18 protein-coding genes are annotated in these 19,101 nt (G+C 36.4%); 15 read left to right on the top strand and 3 right to left on the bottom strand.

The features are described from left to right. Positions 1-78 precede the first annotated feature (78 nt). The 8 genes from CYJ72_RS01670 to CYJ72_RS01635 all read left to right on the top strand — a co-directional run bounded on the left by CYJ72_RS01670 (position 79) and on the right by CYJ72_RS01635 (position 6,655). Positions 79-933: a CvfB family protein gene (locus CYJ72_RS01670; protein WP_284630240.1), complete on the top strand. Its 855-nt coding sequence runs from the start codon at positions 79-81 to the stop codon at positions 931-933. After that, on the top strand, positions 933-1,829 hold the full coding sequence (gene xerD / locus CYJ72_RS01665; protein ID WP_101813808.1) for a site-specific tyrosine recombinase XerD: 897 nt from the start codon (positions 933-935) through the stop codon (positions 1,827-1,829). The genes CYJ72_RS01670 and xerD overlap by 1 nt, the downstream gene beginning before the upstream one ends. Positions 1,830-1,936: 107 nt before the next feature. Then, entirely contained in the window at positions 1,937-3,109 is a 1,173-nt protein-coding gene (deoB, locus tag CYJ72_RS01660) for a phosphopentomutase (RefSeq protein WP_284630239.1), read from the top strand. Between the two features lie 10 nt (positions 3,110-3,119). Then, entirely contained in the window at positions 3,120-3,923 is an 804-nt protein-coding gene (locus CYJ72_RS01655) for a purine-nucleoside phosphorylase (RefSeq protein ID WP_284630238.1), read from the top strand. A 244-nt stretch (positions 3,924-4,167) separates the two neighbouring features. Next, complete coding sequence (locus CYJ72_RS01650) at positions 4,168-4,566, top strand: hypothetical protein (RefSeq protein ID WP_101813811.1); 399 nt, start codon at positions 4,168-4,170, stop codon at positions 4,564-4,566. A 22-nt stretch (positions 4,567-4,588) separates the two neighbouring features. Further along, a complete protein-coding gene (locus CYJ72_RS01645) occupies positions 4,589-5,326 on the top strand; it encodes a segregation and condensation protein A (protein ID WP_101813812.1) in 738 nt (245 codons plus the stop codon). A gap of 10 nt (positions 5,327-5,336) precedes the next feature. Then, positions 5,337-5,933: an SMC-Scp complex subunit ScpB gene (gene scpB, locus CYJ72_RS01640; RefSeq protein WP_245631241.1), complete on the top strand. Its 597-nt coding sequence runs from the start codon at positions 5,337-5,339 to the stop codon at positions 5,931-5,933. Continuing rightward, the gene (locus CYJ72_RS01635) at positions 5,933-6,655 is read left to right on the top strand and encodes a pseudouridine synthase (RefSeq protein ID WP_066124031.1); all 723 of its coding nucleotides are present in this window, start codon (positions 5,933-5,935) and stop codon (positions 6,653-6,655) included. The genes scpB and CYJ72_RS01635 overlap by 1 nt, the downstream gene beginning before the upstream one ends. A gap of 587 nt (positions 6,656-7,242) precedes the next feature. On the opposite strand, the gene istB is transcribed toward CYJ72_RS01635, so the two are convergent. Both istB and istA read right to left on the bottom strand, forming a co-directional pair. Further along, positions 7,243-8,007, bottom strand: a complete 765-nt coding sequence (gene istB / locus CYJ72_RS01630) for an IS21-like element helper ATPase IstB (RefSeq protein WP_284628748.1) — start codon at positions 8,005-8,007, stop codon at positions 7,243-7,245. Beyond that, positions 7,991-9,289, bottom strand: coding sequence for an IS21 family transposase (gene istA, locus CYJ72_RS01625; RefSeq protein ID WP_284628750.1), 1,299 nt, complete (start codon positions 9,287-9,289; stop codon positions 7,991-7,993). Before istA ends, istB begins: the two co-directional genes overlap by 17 nt. Before the next feature lie 92 nt (positions 9,290-9,381). Between istA and CYJ72_RS01620 the strand changes: the two genes are divergently transcribed. Together CYJ72_RS01620 and CYJ72_RS01615 are read left to right on the top strand one after the other, a co-directional pair. After that, positions 9,382-11,034 (top strand): ABC transporter ATP-binding protein, encoded by a 1,653-nt coding sequence (locus tag CYJ72_RS01620; protein ID WP_348651911.1) that lies wholly within the window; start codon positions 9,382-9,384, stop codon positions 11,032-11,034. After that, on the top strand, positions 11,031-12,827 hold the full coding sequence (locus CYJ72_RS01615; protein WP_284630237.1) for an ABC transporter ATP-binding protein: 1,797 nt from the start codon (positions 11,031-11,033) through the stop codon (positions 12,825-12,827). The genes CYJ72_RS01620 and CYJ72_RS01615 overlap by 4 nt, the downstream gene beginning before the upstream one ends. Before the next feature lie 111 nt (positions 12,828-12,938). Here the strand turns inward: CYJ72_RS01615 and CYJ72_RS01610 are convergent, their stop codons facing one another. Then, entirely contained in the window at positions 12,939-13,916 is a 978-nt protein-coding gene (locus CYJ72_RS01610; RefSeq protein WP_284630236.1) for an IS30 family transposase, read from the bottom strand. Between the two features lie 715 nt (positions 13,917-14,631). Between CYJ72_RS01610 and CYJ72_RS01605 the strand changes: the two genes are divergently transcribed. The 5 genes from CYJ72_RS01605 to CYJ72_RS01585 all read left to right on the top strand — a co-directional run bounded on the left by CYJ72_RS01605 (position 14,632) and on the right by CYJ72_RS01585 (position 19,046). After that, positions 14,632-15,912 carry a hypothetical protein gene (locus CYJ72_RS01605; RefSeq protein ID WP_284630235.1) on the top strand — a complete coding sequence of 427 codons (1,281 nt, stop codon included), beginning with the start codon at positions 14,632-14,634 and terminating at the stop codon, positions 15,910-15,912. A gap of 647 nt (positions 15,913-16,559) precedes the next feature. Next, entirely contained in the window at positions 16,560-17,225 is a 666-nt protein-coding gene (locus CYJ72_RS01600; protein WP_101813989.1) for a uracil-DNA glycosylase, read from the top strand. A 179-nt stretch (positions 17,226-17,404) separates the two neighbouring features. Next, a complete protein-coding gene (locus CYJ72_RS01595; RefSeq protein WP_101813990.1) occupies positions 17,405-17,629 on the top strand; it encodes a DUF2829 domain-containing protein in 225 nt (74 codons plus the stop codon). After that, positions 17,622-18,389 carry a 3-oxoacyl-ACP reductase gene (locus CYJ72_RS01590; RefSeq protein WP_284630234.1) on the top strand — a complete coding sequence of 256 codons (768 nt, stop codon included), beginning with the start codon at positions 17,622-17,624 and terminating at the stop codon, positions 18,387-18,389. Before CYJ72_RS01595 ends, CYJ72_RS01590 begins: the two co-directional genes overlap by 8 nt. 117 nt (positions 18,390-18,506) lie before the next feature. Continuing rightward, positions 18,507-19,046, top strand: a complete 540-nt coding sequence (locus CYJ72_RS01585; protein ID WP_101813992.1) for a QueT transporter family protein — start codon at positions 18,507-18,509, stop codon at positions 19,044-19,046. The last annotated feature ends 55 nt before the right edge of the window (positions 19,047-19,101 follow it).

Genomic DNA, 19,101 nt, shown 5'->3' with positions numbered 1-19,101 from the left:
TCCTAGAGAAATTAATGTTTTTGAAAGCATTTTATAGTGAATTATGTTAAAATATTGAATGAATGTGAGGTGTTGTTAGTGAAATATGGACAAATCGTCGTCGGTAAAATTACTGATGAGAATGAACAAGCTTTTTATGCACAGTATGAAGGGGTTACCTTCGAATTAAATAAAAAAACAACCGAGGATACTTATACATTAGGAGAAACGGTTGAAGGGATGATTTATGAGAATCGCTTTAACCAAAAAGTGATGCAAACAGAATTACCTTTAATTCGACCAGGATATTATGGTTGGGGGACTGTTATCAGTGCTCGTAAAGATTTAGGAGTTTTTATCGATGTCGGATTGGAAGAAAAAGATGTCGTGATGTCACTGGATTATTTACCAGAAAATAAACAGTTATGGCCGAAGAAAGGCGATAAACTATATCTGACTTTCTTTGTAGATGACAAGAATCGTTTTTGGGGACAGTTTGCTGAAGTAGAACAATTTAATCAATTATTTAAAAAAGCACCAGAACGATTAATGAACCAAGAATTAAAGGTGACAATCTATCAAGTAAAATTAGCGGGTGCATTAGCCATTTCTGAAGAAGGATTTAGAGTGTTCATTCATGAGAGTGAACAAACGGAAACATTAAGATTAGGGCAAGAAGTCACTGTGCGTGTGGTGAATGTCGCACGAGACTGCTCTCTAAATGGTTCTATGCGTCCTCGTGCTCATGAAACGATTACCGATGATGCGCAAATGATTTTAGCTATTTTAGACAAAGTTCCTAATGGATTTTTAGCTTTGCATGATAAATCTGATCCAGAAGCGATTCAAGCACAATTAGGGATTAGTAAAGCACAATTTAAACGCGCCGTAGGTAATCTTTTAAAAAATAAAAAAATTAGACAAGAGAAAAATGAAGGAATTTATCGATTATAATGTTAAGTTCCTATATCGAAGATTTTAAGCGATACTTATTATTAGACCAGGCGCGTTCTAGTAATACAATTGAAAGTTATGGCCGTGACTTGCGAAAGTTTAATGAGTTTGTTAAAGCACAAAACATTGAGACGATGTTACAATTAAATAAACCTTTAATCCAAAATTTTTTAGCACAGTTAAAAGCGGATCATTACTCAGCGAGTTCAACCAATCGCATGTTATCCAGTTTAAAACAATTTTTTAATTATTTGGTAATCGAAAAGGTCATCGAACAATCGCCGATGACCATGATTAAAAGTGCTAAAAAGCCCAAACGTCTACCTAAAGCACTTACGGTTAATGAAATTGATGATTTATTACAGGCCCCTGATTTAAGTACGACTTGGGGGATTCGTGATCGAGCTATTTTGGAAGTGATGTACGCGAGTGGCCTAAGAGTGAGTGAATTGACCCATTTATCGATGCGCCATTGTCATCTAGAGTTAGGCTTTATCCGAACGATTGGTAAAGGGAATAAAGAAAGAATCGTTCCGATAGGTGAAGAAGCAACCTATTGGATGCAACGCTATTTTGAAGAAGTTAGACCTGCATTTCAACGTAAAGGGAAACCAACGGATATTGTCTTTTTAACTGAGCGCGGTAAACCTTTTACTAGACAAGGTATTTGGAAAAACATTAAGAAATACGTAGCGCAAATAGGACTGGATAATGATGCCGTTTCACCACATGTTTTACGTCATTCATTTGCGACGCATTTATTAGAACATGGAGCCGATTTAAGGATGGTACAAGAATTATTAGGACATTCTGATATTTCTACCACTCAAATATATACCCATATTTCTAAAGCACGTTTGCAAGAAGTATATCGGAAAGCTTTCCCACGTTCTTGATAACAGGTCAATCGCTTAATAGACATCCTATCGATATTAAATTAGATAACTATTAATTTAGATAACAAATGTAAATATTAATCATTTTAAAGAAAGAAGGAAGTTATATGACAAAATTTAATCGTATCCATCTCATTGTAATGGATTCAGTCGGAATCGGAGAAGCACCAGATGCTAAAGACTTTGGTGATGTGGGTGCTCATACATTAGGCAATATTGCTAAAACTGCAGGACTATCACTACCTCATTTAACTGAATTAGGTTTAGTCAATATCGAGCCCTTACAAGGAATGACTCCAGTTGAACAAACGAAAGGATATTGGACTAAATTAGAAGAAATTTCTGCAGGGAAAGACACGATGACAGGTCACTGGGAAATTATGGGATTACATATTAAGACGCCTTTCCGTGTTTTTCCCGATGGATTCCCTCAAGAATTACTAGATAAAATTGAGGCTTTTGCTGGTCGTAAAATTGTTTGTAACTTACCATACTCTGGTACAGAGGTGCTAGAAGATTATGGTAAGCATCAAATGGAAACGGGTGACTTAATTGTTTATACTTCAGCTGATTCCGTATTACAAATAGCTGCTCATGAAAAAGTGATACCATTAGAAGAGTTATACCGTATTTGTGAGTATGCTCGTGAAATTACTTTAGAAGATCCTTATATGTTAGGCCGAATTATTGCGCGTCCTTATGTTGGGGAACCAGGTAATTTTGTGCGGACAGCAAATCGTCATGACTACGCGTTGAGTCCATTTTCGGATACGACTTTAGATTTCTTAAAAAATGCAGGAAAAAGTGTTATTTCAGTAGGGAAGATTGCTGATATTTTTAATGAAAAAGGAATTACTGAAAGCAATCGTACGCAAAATAATATGGATGGTGTTGACACCTTATTACGTGTCATGGATCAAGATTTTACTGGCTTAAGTTTTACCAACTTAGTCGACTTTGATGCTGTCTATGGTCATCGTCGTAACCCAGAAGGCTATGCCCAAGCGTTAGAAGAATTTGATGCACGTCTTCCTGAAATTTATGAAAAAATGCAAGAAGACGACTTATTAATCATTACTGCCGACCATGGAAATGATCCAACCTTTACTGGTACCGACCATACTCGCGAGTATGTGCCAATTTTAGTTTATAGTCCATCATTAAAGGAACCAAAAGAATTACAAGCGACTCACTTTGCAGACATTGCAGCAACCATTTCTGATAATTTCGAGGTTGAATCAACCGGACTTGGCCAATCATTCTTATCTCAATTAATTTAGGAGGCATAATATGTTTAAAGAAACCACTCAATATTTAATCAATCAAGGTATTCTAGACCCACAAATCGCATTAATTTTAGGTTCTGGGTTAGGTGAATTAGCGGATGAGATTGAAAACAAAATCGTCATTCCTTACGAAGATATTCCCAGTTTTCCTGTTTCAACCGTAGCCGGTCATGCGGGTCAATTGGTATATGGTGAGTTAGAAGGTAAAAAAGTTATTGCCTTACAAGGACGTTTTCATTATTACGAAGGCTATGATTTACAAACTGTCACTTATCCCGTGCGCATTTTCAAAGAATTAGGATGTAAAACGGTGATTGTAACCAATGCAGCAGGTGGAGTGAATGAAAACTTTACGCCAGGGGACTTAATGATCATTACAGATCAATTAAACATCACCGGAGAAAATCCTTTAATTGGAGCGAATATTGAGGAGCATGGTCCACGTTTTGTCGATATGTCTGAAGCTTATAGTAAAAGAGGTCAAGCTTTACTAAAAGAAGTGGCTCAAGAGATTGGGATTACTTTACAAGAAGGGGTTTATACTTGGTTTACAGGACCAACTTACGAAACACCAGCGGAAATTCGTTATGCACGTACTATCGGTGGGGATGCTGTTGGTATGTCAACGGTACCGGAAGTGATTGTAGCAAGACATTGTGGCATGGAAGTCATTGGGATTTCATGCATTACTAATTATGCTGCTGGGATGCAAGCAACCTTAAATCATGAAGAAGTGATGGAAAATTCACAAAAAGCGAAACCCAATTTCAAAAAATTATTACGTGGTACCATCGCTCGCTTAGATTAGGGTGAGGAATCGGGTCTAAATGAACACCTATCTTCACTTTCAAAGCTGATTGTTCTGAGGAAAGATTTGCATTTTTCGTCTTTTAATGTTAGTATATTTCGGTGATTAAGAGTTCAATAGTAAGACCAGAGGGATTCTCAGACAATGAATCAATAGCAATTTAAATTAACAAAACGAAGTTCAAATGAACAGGACTCTTTTAAACAGGTCATTTGTGCTTCAAAATTATGGAAAGAGGCATTACATGCTTATACGTTCAAAAAATAAAAATGAAAAAATAGTATGGGGATTATTATCATATACATTTGATGATTCAATGACATCGGCAGAGCAACATGAAATCATTGAAGCGATTAGAGAAAATCCTAATTATGAGATTTTTCTATATAAAGGAGAAGACTCAGACAACTACATCGGAGTTTTGGTAGTTGAAATTAATAAAAACGTATCTGAGGAGATTGAAATGGCAATTTCCATTCATCGTGCTGCCTTATTACCGTCTTATCGAACAGAAGGATTAGGCTATCAAATGTATGTCGAATTAAGAGACTTATATCCTGAAGCATCGATTCAGGGATCGATTTTGATGAGTGAAATCGTTAAAAATTGGTCGATTAGATATCGTGAGGAAAATCAAGAATAGTAAGTTAGAGGAGTAAATCGAGATGACCAAAGAAATACTGAAACTAGAGTTAGAAGCATTTCAAGGTCCTTTCGATTTGCTTTTGCATTTAATTAAAGAATTAAAAGTCGATATCAATGATATTCCAATGACCGAAATTACGGAACAATATATTGCCTATATTAAAAGTATGCAAGAATTGGAATTAGATATAGCCGGAGAATATTTAGTAATGGCTGCTACTTTATTAGAAATTAAGTCGCGGATGTTGTTACCGATTGAGCCGATAGAAGACATCGATAGTGAATATGAAGGTGACCCTAGGGAAATCTTAGTACAACAACTCTTAATGTATCAACAATTTCAGCAAGTGGCCACTGCCTTAGAAATTAAAGAAGCCAATCGTTCTCATTTATTTACGCGACCGGCGGAAGATTTATCAAAATATCAAAGCGCAATTCCTTTACCAGAAAATGAAATATCCTTAGCACAATTAGCGGATGCTTTTTCATTAGCTTTACAACGTGAATTAGCACGAGCACCAAAAGAAAGACAAATTGAACATGATCCGCTAACGGTAGAACAGAAAATTGCTGAAATACGTACTATCATTCAAACTCATAGGGAAAAAATTAATTTTTCATCACTTTTAAATTCCCATTCGCGCCATGAAATTATTACAACTTTTATGGCAGTACTGGAAATGGTGAGAAAGCAATCGATTGTCTTTTACCAAGAAGAAGCACTCGCCCCGATTACGATTAAGGCAGTTGCACAATAGGAGGAATTTTTTGGAACCATTGATTAAAAGAATTCATGGCATCTTATTTGTTGCTGGCAATGAAGGGGTAACGAGAGAGCAACTTGCTAACGCTTTGGAAGTTCCTTTAACGGATGTGACCAATGCACTACAACAATTATCATTGGACTTACAACATGATGCGCAGTCGCCGATTGAATTGGTAAACTTTAATCAGCACTATCGCTTAATTACCAAGCAAGAACTCGAATTAGATGTTGAAAAATTTGCCCAGTCACCACTAACGCAACAACTTTCAAGAGCAGCTATCGAGACCTTAGCCATTATCGCCTATCGTCAACCGATTACCCGAATGGGGATTGACGAGATTCGTGGCGTACAATCCAGTGGTATGTTACAACGATTGTTGTTAAGAGATTTAATTAAAGAAGTGGGGCGTGTAGAAGCACCAGGCCGTCCAGTTTTATATGGCACGACGGATTATTTTATGGATTATTTCGGGTTAACCACTTTAGAAGATTTACCGGAAATTGAACCACTGGCCTTGCATGGTCAACCGGTTAATGAATCATTATTTTCAACCAAACAATGGGAAATTGAATATTTTGACGAAGAGGAGTCAGATTAATGGAAAGACTACAAAAAGTAATGGCGCATGCAGGGGTAGAGAGTCGCCGTAAATGTGAAAGTATTATTCATGAAGGACGCGTAACGGTTAATGGCACAGTTGTCACTGAATTAGGATTCAAGGTATCGGCCAATGATAAAATTGAAGTCGATGGCGTGCCGATTTACCGTGAACACCCAGTGTATATTTTAATGTATAAACCTAAATCTTATATTAGTGCGGTTAGTGACGACAAAGGTCGTCCAGTGGTAGTAGATTTATTACCACAAATTGAGGAACGGATTTATCCTGTAGGACGATTAGACTATGACACAACGGGTTTACTATTATTAACCAATAATGGTGACTTTGCGAATTTAATGATGCATCCAAGTTCGCAAATGGATAAAGTCTATATTGCGAAAGTCAATGGGATACCGGATATTCAAGCGCTAAGACGTTTAGAACGCGGCATCGTTATTGATGGTAAGAAAACCAGTAAAGCCAGAGCAGAATTAATAAATTTTAATAAAGATAATAATACAGCAATTGTACAATTAACGATTCATGAAGGATGGAATCACCAAGTAAAACGAATGTTTGAAGCAGTCGGACATCCGGTAATGAAGTTAAAACGTGAACGCTATGCCTTTTTAGACTTAAAAGGTTTACAACCTGGCGACTCACGCGATTTAACGGCTTTTGAAGTGAATAAATTAATTCAAATGGCTGAAAATCGTTAAAAACTCCTAAAAATCGGGAGTGGGCAAGAAATAGCATAGCAATTGATTTTGGCTGTGTTTGCCCCAGACCGAAGCAGTGAGTACGACTCAAACGATATCTTAATGACTCGTTTGAGGCCAATAAACTGTTAACAGGCAAAGCATTTGACTGACTTGATGCCTAGCACGATATGATCGCTATTAAATAACGAAACTTGTAAGAGTGGTATAAAAAGTGAAAATCCAGTGATTTTTTACTTTAACCACTCCTTTTTTTATTTAGGGATAGACGAGTATCATTGACTGAAAAGCTGACGAAAAATCGATTTTCGTGATAGAACTTAACAGTGTTAAATGATTGACTTATCAAATTTTAATGGTAAACTAATTATTGATATAAGGAGAGTGGTATTTTGGAGATATTTTCAAGATTAGGATGGTTTTTTAAACAAGAGAAGAAGCAATACATTATCGGTGTCTCACTGCTATATTTAGTGAGTATTTTAGCGACGCTAGTGCCAATGGTCATTGCAGCTGTAAATGTCAACACAAAATTGTACAAAAGTGTGAATATAAATATGTACAATTACATATCGAATTGACTATGTTTATTCCTCTTCTTCCTTGTTTAAATGATCTTTTAACCGATAAGAATCACCATTAATTTGAATCACTTTTGAGTGATGAAGGACGCGATCAACAATCGCATGAGCAATTAAGGCATCTTGAAACAGCTCATCCCAATTACCAAAGGAAATATTCGTGGTGAGTATGGTGCTCTTAGTCTCATAACGCCGGTCAATGACTTGGAACAAGAGACGCTCATCTCCTGGATTTAAGGGTAAGTAGCCTAGTTCGTCAATAATGAGTAAGCTGGCCCGATTATAATAACGCAGACTGCTCTCTAATCGATTCTCTGACTGAGCCTTTCTGAGCTTCTCTAAGAGATCGCTACACTTAATGAAATAGGTGTTATAGCGATTCTTAGCTGCTTCTAAACCAATTGCCGCGGCTAAATGGGTCTTGCCTACTCCACTTGAACCCAAGAAGACGACATTCTCCTTTTTTTCTATAAAAGATAAGGTCATCAAATCACGGATTTCTCGCTCTTGAATGCTTGGTTGAAAGTCAAAGTCAAAGTTTTCAAAGGTCATATTGATTGGTAATTTAGCGATTTTAATCATCATATCCTTACTATTTTGACGCTTAATATCTACCTCATGATTCGTTAACCTTAAAAGGGTATCCACAATGGAGAGGTGGTCGTAATCGCCACTTAAAACCCTGTCTAAATGCAGGCTCATCTGAGTGAGCTTAAGATAGTCTAAGTTCTCCTTGAGCTGAAGATACGTTGTTTTATCCTTTCTTGCCATAAATAGCGTTCAACCTTTCTAAATTTTCTTTTGAATAAGCTTCGACCTCTTCTTGTGACTTATAGGGCATGGTGCTAGCGACGAGCTGTTCATAGTGTCCTGGCAAGTAATTCATGGCCAGATTAGATACTGGATGACTAGTGATCAACTTCGTGTTATCATAAAGATACAAGGTATTGTCTTCAACCTCTAGGCCAAGCCTTTTTCCGATGTATTCAGCTGGAACTGAATACTGATTCGATTGATAGCTAATCATCGAAGAGCTGTTCACCTTGACGGTTTGTTGATAATAGTAACGACTTCTTATCTCTTTGCTAGGCAGCGGGGATAGGAAGTCTTTTTCGTATTCCAAGAGACTCATGGGTGATTTTTTGGTGGTTGGATGGATCTCAAGATTTTTACGAAGATTCATCTTTTCAACATGGCCCACCAACTCTTCAAAGGAAAACTTTCCCTGATAAGCATCGAGTTCATCAATCAACTTCATTTGGCTTTCCACTTTCCCTTTGGTACTTGCACGCCGAGCGACACAAGCTCTGACATCAAAATTATAATCACGACTAAACTGTTCAAACTTCTGATTAACAGAGCCAGGACGATAGGACGTTCGTGGCTCTTCCATGATCGTCGTCATATTATCATTGAGTATTTCTTTGGGAATTCCTCCTAGCTTTTCAAAGATGTCGTTTAAGACGGCAAATAGGGTATATTGCCTCCGATTCAGGGTAACGTGATACAAACTATAGCGCGAGTAACCTAAGATACCCACAAAAACGTTCAGATAAATAAGCTCCCCTTCCTTCGTTACGTATTTAAAGTTCTCCTTCCAGTCTATTTGTAGTTGTTGACCCGGGTCTGTCTCAAAACGCAAGATTGGCTCATTGTTCATAAATTTCCTCTTCTCAAAGTATTGCTTAAACTCTGGCTTCTTGTTGATATAGTATCTGAAAGAAGATTCCTTTAGTTGCAGGTCATGGTTATCTACAAGATAGCGCCATAAGTGGCGAATATAGTGAAAAGTTTGGATACAGTCTTCGCTAAGCAACTCCTTGATCAACTTGTAGTAGTCATCCGCTTGAGAAGGCTTGACCCTCGTCGTTGCCTTTTCAAAACCTTCATAATACTTCTGAACCGTCCTTCGATCTTTCCCCAACTCTCGAGCGAGTTGAGAAAAATTAGGTTTCATATTGCACACCTCCATAACAGCCTTATAATTAGCTAAATCCTTAAGACATTTCACTTTTAAATCTTCCGCAAAATCTATCTTGATTGGATTATACATTCACATTACCTCATGAATGATTATCCGTTATCTCCTCCTGTCTGTGAAGCATCTATTTGTACATCTTTATTTTGTCACAACTGTACATTTTTATGTTAGCACTTATAGCAGCGATTATTGATGGGATGACAGCCAAAACATTAACAGCCAAACAATTGTGGATTTGGATTGCCATACTATTAGCTATTGCTGTTGCCCAGTATATTATGCGCTATTTTTGGCGAATGAATATTTTTGGAACAGGTGCTAAATTAGAAAAAATATTACGTCGTCGTTTATTTGTTCATTTTACTAAGATGGATTCGATTTTCTTTCAAGAACACCGTACCGGTGATTTAATGGCCCATGCAACGGTTGATGTTACCACGGTACGAATGGTTGCAGGCGGCGGAATCTTAACTTTATTTGATTCTATTTCTCAAGGTTTAATGACTATCTTCATGATGTTTTTTGCAGTCGATTGGCGCTTGAGTTTAGCGGCTATTTTACCACTCCCATTATTGGCGGTTATTATCCGTTTTAATGGGAAAAAGGTTCATTATCATTTCAGACATGCACAAGAAGCCTTTTCATCCATGAATGATAAAGTTCAAGAAAGTATGAGTGGCATGAAAGTCATTAAGACTTTTGGTGAAGAAGAGCGAGATATTGCAGATTTTGAAGCTCACACCAAAAAAGTGGTTGAAAAAAACCGCAATGCCTATCGTTATGATGCTTTGTTTAGACCCAGTATTCAAGCAGTGATGGGCTTATCATCGGTTATTTCAGTGTTCTATGGAGGCTATTTAGTTTCTAAAGGGGAATTAACAGTTGGTTTATTAGTAGCATTTCTAAATTATGTTACCCGCATGGGATGGCCGATGATTGCGATTGGACGCTTATTTAATACATTAGAACGTGGAGCGGTTAGCTACAATCGGATTGAGAATTTATTAAAAAATAAAACTCATATTGTCGAAGCGGCGGATGCTATAACAGCACCTGTTACCGGTGATATTGAATTTAATATTAATCAATTTACCTATCCAGGTGATCAAGAACCGACATTAGAGAATGTCCAATTTACCCTTAAACAAGGACAAACATTAGGGATTGTAGGGAAAACTGGTGCCGGTAAATCTTCGATATTCAAATTGTTAATGCGAGACTATGATCAATATGATGGTAAGATTAGTTTAAATGGAAATGATATTAAAGATTATTCATTAAATTCTTTATTAACCAATATCGGTTTTGTTCCTCAAGATAATTTTCTTTTTTCAACTACTGTTCGTGATAATATCCGATTTGCGGATCCGCAAGCGGCCCAAGAGGACGTTGAAGCAGCAGCCAAATTGACCAGTGTTCATGATGATATTGAAGGGTTTACCAATGGTTATAATACATTAGTTGGTGAACGGGGAGTAGCACTGTCTGGTGGTCAAAAACAACGTATTTCAATGGCCAGAGCGATGATGATGAACCCAGAATTACTTATTTTAGATGATTCATTATCTGCGGTTGATGCTCGGACCGAAGAAGAAATTTTAAATGCAATAAAAGCCAACCGTCAAAATAAATCGACGATTATTTCAGCTCATCGTATTAGTAGTGTGATGCATGCCGATGAAATTATTGTCATTGATAATGGAACGATTTCAGAACGTGGCACACATGATGAATTAATTAATTTAGGTGGATGGTATAAAGAAATGTTTGACCGTCAACAATTAGAACAAGAATGGTCGAAAGAGGTGACAGAATGAGTGCACAAGAAACTTATAAATCGGATTGGGCTAGAAAAATGCCCGTAAAAGAACAAATTGATGTTTCTCGTCGTATCATGGCGTTCGCCCTAGAATTTAAAGGACAATTTATCTTAGCGATGCTCTTTAGTGCAGTATCATCTATCGTGACCGTCATAATGCCGCGTGTTATTCAAACATATATCGATAAGTATTTAGGAAATGCTAGTGGTACCTTACAAACAGCTTTATTATTTGCTTTAATTTACTTAGTGTTGATTGTCATACAAGCGATTAGTAATTACTATTCTTCTTTTTTATTTAGTATGGCTTCTGAAAAGACAGTAGAATCGATACGAAATAAAATCTTTCGCAAAATTAATGGCTTAGGAATGCGTTATTTTGATCAAACACCAGCAGGTTCCATTGTCTCAAGAATTACGAATGATACCGAAACATTAAAAGATTTTTGGGTAGTCTTCTTCTCATTATTTGAAGGCATTGTCACCGCTACATCTGTTTTTGTAGGAATGTTTTTATTAAATCCGAAGATGGCCTTAATATTCTTAGGTTTCTTACCGATCATGTTAGCTGTTATTTGGTATTATCAATCTTATAGTTCACGCGTTTATCGTACTTTACGAGAAAATTTAAGTCGATTAAATACTAAATTGAATGAAAATATTACGGGAATGTCAGTAGTTCAACATTTTAGACAAGAACAACGGATGATTGATGAGTTTGATATTGATAACGAAGAACAGTATAGAGGACGTCGCAAAATGATTTCAATGCATGCATTAATGCTGAATCCTTTTATTGCGTTATTAGAATCAATATCATTAGCTATTGTCTTTTATGTTTTAGGAAATCAATTTTTTGATGGAGCGATTGAAGTGGGGATTGTTTATGCCTTCACTCAATATAGTACGACCTTTTTCAGACCAATGGGCATGATGATGGAAAGCTTGAGCCAAATGCAAGACGGAGTGGTTTCAAGTTCACGTATTTTGCGTGTCATGAATCATAAAGAGTTAGTACCTGAACAATTAGTGAATGATGAAGCAACGATTGATCAGGCAAAAGTTGAATTTAAAAATGTTTCTTTTTCATATGATGGCAAACAAGATGTCTTAAAGAATATTACTTTTACGGTTAATCCAGGTGAAACGGTTGCTTTAGTAGGACATACAGGTAGTGGTAAAAGTTCTATTATCAATGTGTTGATGCGATTTTATGAATACCATGCCGGTGATGTGTTAATTGATGGCCATAGTTTAAGGGAGTTTAGTTACGAACGATTAAGAGAGCAAGTAGGATTAGTATTGCAAGATTCATTTTTATTTTATGGAGATGTAGCGCGTAATATTCGTTTATTAGATACCTCCATAAGTGATGAAGAAATTAAAGAGGCGGCGCGATTTGTTAATGCTGATACCTTTATCGAAACAGATCCTAAAGGCTATCATAAGAAAGTGATTGAACGGGGTGCAAGTTATTCTAGTGGTCAAAAACAATTAATTTCCTTTGCTAGAACGATGGCACGTCATCCAAAACTTTTAATACTCGATGAGGCAACAGCGAATATTGATACTGAAACGGAAACGTATATTCAAAATAGTTTACAAAAGATGCGCCAAGGACGAACAACGATTGCGATTGCTCACCGTTTGAGTACCATTAAGGATGCAAATGAAATATTAGTCTTAGATAAAGGCCGTATTATTGAACGTGGTACCCATGATGAATTAATTGCTTTACAAGGTACTTATTATCAAATGTATCAGTTGCAATCCATGAATAACGCATCATAAACATTGAGAAGTTATATTATTTTAATGAAGACATCTTAATTAGAATAACGAATGTTGAAAATTTTTTATTGAGTAAGCGAGAGGTAAGAAATGGCAAATTTCAAGTTTAAATTAGCCAGCGTACATCATCTCAAATGGTGATTTGTAGTTGAACATTCTTTTCGGATAATGATTAATCCAGTTTTCGATTTTCTTTACTTCTAATTCCGTTACATCTGTTGTTACTTTAGGTAAAAACCGCCTTATTAGTCGATTGTGGTTTTCGTTTGTTCCCCGTTCATAAGAACAATAAGGATGGGCATAATAAATATGCTCATAAGGAAAGACTTCATGCAGTCTAAAAAATTCAACACCATTATCCGCAGTAATTGATTTAATCGCATATTCATTGAGAATATCTAATAAAGCATTATTGACGGATGCCGCCTGTTTATTTGGAATCAGTCGAATAATTTGATGGCGTGTCCGACGATCGGTTAGTACGAGTAAACATTTATTGGTCTTGCGCGTTAGAATCACGGTGTCAATTTCATAATGACCGTACTCACCACGCTGATTGATGACTTCCGGACGCATTTCTATGGATTGACCTTTCACTCTAAATTGCGAGCTAGTATTCTTACGTTTTTTCTTTAATTTACGTGGATAAAGTAGGTCATTCGATGTTAAACCTAAATGTCCGTTATGAATCCAATAGTAAATCGTTGAAACAGGAACGTTAACAAGATTAGAATGAACGATCATTTCTGGTGAATATTTCATTTCGGTCAGAAAATGAACGAGTGTTTCTTTGGTTTCCTTATCAAGTGACACTTTGCGGCCACACTTGTCACGCTGTTTTAAATACTGAGAATGAGCATACTCAGCAGAATAAATCTTTTTGAAGCGACCTTTTCTCACTTGTTGAAGCACAAGCCCTCTTTTGATTTCATTATGAATCGTTTGAGGGGCTTTATCTAGAAGACGCGCAATTTCACGATTAGACTTACCACTATGGTGCCAACGCTCAATATTATGACGATCGTCCAAGGTTAAATGTTTATTTCGGGTCTTGCTTTCTGCTGAAAATGAATTATAATGATGATACATCTTAAAACGTCCTTTATTCTGGTTTTGTCACTACAATAATAACGTTTTGAGATGTTTTTTTCTATACTTTTTCTATACCGTAGCACTTGACTGAATCATCGAATCGGGTGCGGGGTCACTCCCCGACCTTCCGCACTTCGCTTAAATTTTCGGTCGAGTCATTTAGCTTACCCGATTCTCCCATTAAGTAAAGTGCTACTGTTGTATTGAAAGCCATAAAATAGTTCCCCTCCCAACCGCAACTAGCAGCTTTATTTTCAATCATAAAAATGGGGAGGATTCACAATTTAAGTGGCTAATTTAATTTTAGAACTTTCAGAGAGGTAAGAAATAATGGTTACTCAATGAAGCACTTGCTCTAAAGATTTTGATTGCAATTAGGCTTCATTTCACTGAGTGAAGCTTAGATACGATGAGTGTCAATTCAAAGGTTAGTCAAAAGAGTAGTTTGATACCCACTCCCTCTTGGCTATTTCCGGTTTTGTAGTTTTCTAGTAGTTGGAAGACACAAAAAATCAAACATCTATGATAGTGATATGATCCTAATTACGAATTGATAGAGACGGAATAGTTTGTATTACAATGGTTTGACTTTGTTCTAATTATATCTCACATGTTCATCATTTAACCTATTCGAGTATCGTTTTAGTTGGTACAAAGGATTATTTCGAATAAAATCATTGAAAACGGATAACAAAAGTCATATAATAAATTTATGTTTAAGATTTTTTTAAGAAAGGAGACGTTTTCCATTAAGAAGTTTATTTTATTATTAAGTGTTCTTTTAATAAGCTATAACAATACGATGGAATTGATTGCCAATGCAGAAGAATCGACTGAAACGTCTGAAATTGTGACAGAACAGACAACTATCGATTTTAGTACTAGCCATTTCTTAGAAGTACAGCCTTTTGATTTGAATCAATTTGTCATTACGGGTACAACGTCTCCTTTAGCAGAATTAAAAATTGATATTTTGCTTGATCAACAATTGTATACATTTGATGGAGTAGCTGATAACCATGGTCAATTTAATTTTAATAAAGACTTTTTATTTGGCCCTGATCTTATGATTGACGAGTCGTTATTACATTCTATAACGGTCACGAGTACTTCTAATGAAACCCATGAGCAATTACAAGAGTCGCTATATTCACCCGCACCACAACCGACATCGCAGACGACTCAAAGCACAGCCATTGTAACCACTAAAACGAATGTTGAATTTTCAAAAACGAATGTCGGCGATATTTTTTTAACAGGATTTGGCGAAGGATATATCATTGAAGCGATAATGTCTAATGGTCAAACTTACCAAGTTACTTTTGATGAGATGGGGTATTTTTATATTGAACTGCCATGGAAATTAGCAAGTGCGGAACAATTTCAAATCAATATCTATGATGCGAATCAAGTACTCATTGAAACGATTCCCATTACGATGGAGACGAGTGTAACCGATACGCAAGCTCCCAATGCCCCGACATTAGAACAACATTTAGTTGCGGGACAAATGGTCATCACTGGCTATAGTGAGGCCAATACTTTAGTATTACTGCGTTCAACGACCAAACCACCGGTCATCATTCCTACAGATTCGACGGGTTATTTTTACTTAGAATTATCGACACCCATTGAAGAAGATGATATCATTTCGGTATTTAGTGTGGATTTAGCTGACAATATGTCTGAAGAAGGAATTATACAAGAGATTGACCCCAATCCAAATCGACCTGCAATACCAATAATTGAACCTGTGCAACAAACTAGTATTCAAGTGAAAGGAAAAGCAGCTTCCAATACATTAATCGTGTTTAAGAGAGTGATGGCAGAAAAAGTTACTTTTCTACAGACAGAAACTGATGAAAAGGGACTGTTTCAGATTAATTTAACGACACCTTTATCGCCAGGAGAAACTTTAATCTTTTATTCAGCCCAATTATTAGCCTATAATAATATTATTTTAAGTGAACCTGTGCAAATAGTATTAGATTAAAGTGACAGCTAAAAACTTTAAATTGAACTGCTCCCGTTAAAATAAGACTTTAAAAATTAAGTCTATTTAACAGGGGAAAGTTCTTTTTTGTTTCCTTAAAATTTTTACTCTTGATAAAAACCAATACGGGTTTATTATGTATTAAACATCGGGAGTGGGCAAGAAGTTGAAAATCAGTCGATTTTCGCTTCGTCTGTCCACCCCCGCACAGTTGAGTAGGTCTCAAACAAGTCAAAAAACGCAGATTGAGACCACTCAGCCACTGCGCTTTGAAATAAATAGATATGTCTGAACAGAACTTAAAAAGTTTTTGCCCAGCCTCATTATCGTAACATACTGTAGTAAGCTTACAAGACAGATTTTAATTAGATGAAATGTCTATAGTGATTTTTACTTTATCAATCGATATCAAGGCCAATTTTCATGTTATGCAATACAAAATTTTCATACAAACCTTCGATGAGGCATTTAATTAATCAAACGATTAAATTTAATTGAGATGCTTTTACAATCTTTCTTTAGTTTGATAAACTATATGACGCAGTGAACATCATAAGATTTTAATGATGATCACATTTTCAAGAGTGTTTTGAAAAGGATGATAGGTTTCCTTTAACAACCTAAATATTTTATAGTTGGAGTTTTTAATGAATAATTTTAATGATACTAGTAACTGGAATGATTTTTTTGCCGGTTATTTCAATACACCTGCCGGAATCCAATTAAAAAATGAGGTAGATTTAGAGTATCAAACAAATCAAGTATTTCCTCAATATGAGCAAATCTTTCATGCGTTTAAGCTGACACCATTAAATCAAGTAAGAGTAGTGATTCTTGGACAAGACCCTTATCATGATGATGGTCAAGCGCAAGGATTAGCTTTTTCAGTCCCTGATGGTATGAAGTTACCACCTTCATTGAGAAATATTTTTCAAGAGCTAGCCGATGATTTAGGCGTTGAGCCTCCGCTGTCGGGTGATTTAAGTCATTGGGCTACACAAGGCGTTTTATTACTTAACACCTCATTGACTGTAAGAGCACATCAAGCTAATTCCCATAAAAATATTGGTTGGCAACCCTTAACGGATCTCGTGATTCAACGATTAAATCAGCAATCACAGCCCATCATTTTTGTATTGTGGGGTAAACCCGCTCAAAAGAAACGGGCGTTGATTACAAATCCACAACATTATATTTTAGAGGCACCTCATCCGAGTCCTTTATCCGCTTATCGTGGATTTTTTGGTTCAAAACCCTTTAGCAAAATTAATCAAATATTGGATAAGCATCCCATTCAATGGGTTAAAAAATGATTGGCCAAGAGTACGATGCTCTTTTATAAGGGTTGAGCCTGTAGATTAACAATACAAATTCTATCAAATGACTGTCTAATCTGTATAATATTACACAACGTTACTAACAATAAATGATTCAAGAGTACCATGTCTATTATTAATCAATAAAATAAATTATCAAAAAGGAGTTATTAATCATGACATTTGAAGCAATCTTACCAGAATTAAAAAAAGGAGCTAAAATTATTCGTAAAGGTTGGGGCGGTTATGAAGAATATGTAAAATATATTCCTGAAACGACCATTGAAGGTGTTACCATGACCCCTTATTTTGTCATAATGGTACAAGGTGAAGGATATAGCATGTTTCAACCAACAGTCTGCGACATTTTGGCAGAGGATTGGATGATTGTCAATGACTAGTCCTAAAGTTAAGCGAGAACACTTTTTGCCACAGCAAATGACGGTCATCGTGACAGGTGCAAGTTCTGGCATTGGTTATGCACAAGTACAAGCTTTTTTAAAAGCGGGGCACAAAGTTTTAGCGGTCGACAAAGTACCCTATTCAGATAATCTATCAAAAACAGACCGTTTAATTTTTATCAAAAAAGATTTAACCGACGAAGCCAACGTTAAGGAAGTTTTTGAGGTTTTAAATCAACAATATGGGCAATTGCAAGTACTTTGTAATACGGCAGGAATGCTAGATAATTATCAAACAATTGAACAAACTAGCTTCAGTCAGTGGCAACAGATACTTGCGAATAATCTGACTTCTCAATTTTTAATGGCGAAGTATGCTTTACCGTATTTATTAAAAAATCCGACCTCGCGTATTATCAATATGGCTTCTATAGCGAGCTTAACTGCTGGTGGTGGTGGAGTTGCTTATACAGCTGCTAAACATGCGATTGCAGGACTCACGAAACAGTTAGCCTATGATTATGCTGAACGTGGTCTAAGAGTCAATGCGATTGCACCTGGCGCTATTCAAACACCTATGAATGCGAAAGATTTTATCGGTGAAGAGCCAATGGCAAATTGGGTTGCGGATCAAACACCAGTTAAGCGTTGGGCTCAACCGGAAGAAGTAGCCGAATTAACATTGTTTTTAGCGAGCGATGCAGCTGATTATATGCAAGGCGTTGTTCTTCCACTTGACGGTGGTTGGTTAATACGATAAAATAAGAGAGTTGTTAATAAACAACACGATGACACTTCGACGGAAGGAATACCTTCTGCATCCTTTGGTCATCGTTATTACTAGGCTAGGATGACAGCCTACAAAGGAGAATCAAAAATGAATCATCAAAGTTATACTGCGCAAAGTCGCACCATGGATTTGGTAAAATCCGCTATAGTCGTGTCTCTCTATATAGTTTTAACCTTATTAGTTGCACCAGTCGCTTATGGTCCAGTTCAATTTAGAATTTCAGAAATGTTAAATTTCTTAGGACTTTATAATCGTCGTTATATTTATGCTGTAACGTTGGGCGTTTTTTTAGCAAACTTTTATCAATATGGCCCAGTCGATATGGTCATCGGAAGTTTAACAACATTAGCTTCGATGCTTATTGGTCGTTGGGTAGGGGATTGGTTAGTATCATTAAATGAAACACACCAATTCTTTAAATATGATCCGATCTTTTTAAGATATTTAGCGATGGCTGTAGTATTTGCCGCAGGATGTATTACCATTGCGATTATGTTAGTAATGGTGGGCGCTGAAGCTGCATTTTGGCCAGTTTACGGTTCGTTATTTGTCAGTGAATTAGTCGTCATGTTATTAGGAATCCCTGTGATGTATGCGATTAGTAAACGTGTTGATTTTAATGCTTAATAAATAAAAATAACCTTATAGTCAAGCAATGATTCCTATTGGAGTCGCTAGACTA

The sequence above is a fragment of the Globicatella sanguinis genome (genome assembly GCF_002847845.2).
Classification (GTDB): domain Bacteria; phylum Bacillota; class Bacilli; order Lactobacillales; family Aerococcaceae; genus Globicatella; species Globicatella sanguinis.
The sequence above is the reverse complement of the archived record's forward strand: the minus strand, read 5'-3'. Positions and strand labels throughout refer to the sequence as shown.

What these genes read in the sequence shown, in the direction of transcription:
- xerD (WP_101813808.1), top strand. Translation starts at nt 933, where the DNA reads ATGTTAAGTTCCTATATCGAAGATTTTAAGCGATACTTATTATTAGAC.
- deoB (WP_284630239.1), top strand. Translation starts at nt 1,937, where the DNA reads ATGACAAAATTTAATCGTATCCATCTCATTGTAATGGATTCAGTCGGA.
- CYJ72_RS01655 (WP_284630238.1), top strand. Translation starts at nt 3,120, where the DNA reads ATGTTTAAAGAAACCACTCAATATTTAATCAATCAAGGTATTCTAGAC.
- CYJ72_RS01650 (WP_101813811.1), top strand. Translation starts at nt 4,168, where the DNA reads ATGCTTATACGTTCAAAAAATAAAAATGAAAAAATAGTATGGGGATTA.
- CYJ72_RS01645 (WP_101813812.1), top strand. Translation starts at nt 4,589, where the DNA reads ATGACCAAAGAAATACTGAAACTAGAGTTAGAAGCATTTCAAGGTCCT.
- CYJ72_RS01635 (WP_066124031.1), top strand. Translation starts at nt 5,933, where the DNA reads ATGGAAAGACTACAAAAAGTAATGGCGCATGCAGGGGTAGAGAGTCGC.
- istB (WP_284628748.1), bottom strand. Translation starts at nt 8,007, where the DNA reads ATGGCAAGAAAGGATAAAACAACGTATCTTCAGCTCAAGGAGAACTTA.
- istA (WP_284628750.1), bottom strand. Translation starts at nt 9,289, where the DNA reads ATGTATAATCCAATCAAGATAGATTTTGCGGAAGATTTAAAAGTGAAA.
- CYJ72_RS01620 (WP_348651911.1), top strand. Translation starts at nt 9,382, where the DNA reads ATGTTAGCACTTATAGCAGCGATTATTGATGGGATGACAGCCAAAACA.
- CYJ72_RS01615 (WP_284630237.1), top strand. Translation starts at nt 11,031, where the DNA reads ATGAGTGCACAAGAAACTTATAAATCGGATTGGGCTAGAAAAATGCCC.
- CYJ72_RS01610 (WP_284630236.1), bottom strand. Translation starts at nt 13,916, where the DNA reads ATGTATCATCATTATAATTCATTTTCAGCAGAAAGCAAGACCCGAAAT.
- CYJ72_RS01605 (WP_284630235.1), top strand. Translation starts at nt 14,632, where the DNA reads ATGTTTAAGATTTTTTTAAGAAAGGAGACGTTTTCCATTAAGAAGTTT.
- CYJ72_RS01600 (WP_101813989.1), top strand. Translation starts at nt 16,560, where the DNA reads ATGAATAATTTTAATGATACTAGTAACTGGAATGATTTTTTTGCCGGT.
- CYJ72_RS01595 (WP_101813990.1), top strand. Translation starts at nt 17,405, where the DNA reads ATGACATTTGAAGCAATCTTACCAGAATTAAAAAAAGGAGCTAAAATT.
- CYJ72_RS01590 (WP_284630234.1), top strand. Translation starts at nt 17,622, where the DNA reads ATGACTAGTCCTAAAGTTAAGCGAGAACACTTTTTGCCACAGCAAATG.
- CYJ72_RS01585 (WP_101813992.1), top strand. Translation starts at nt 18,507, where the DNA reads ATGAATCATCAAAGTTATACTGCGCAAAGTCGCACCATGGATTTGGTA.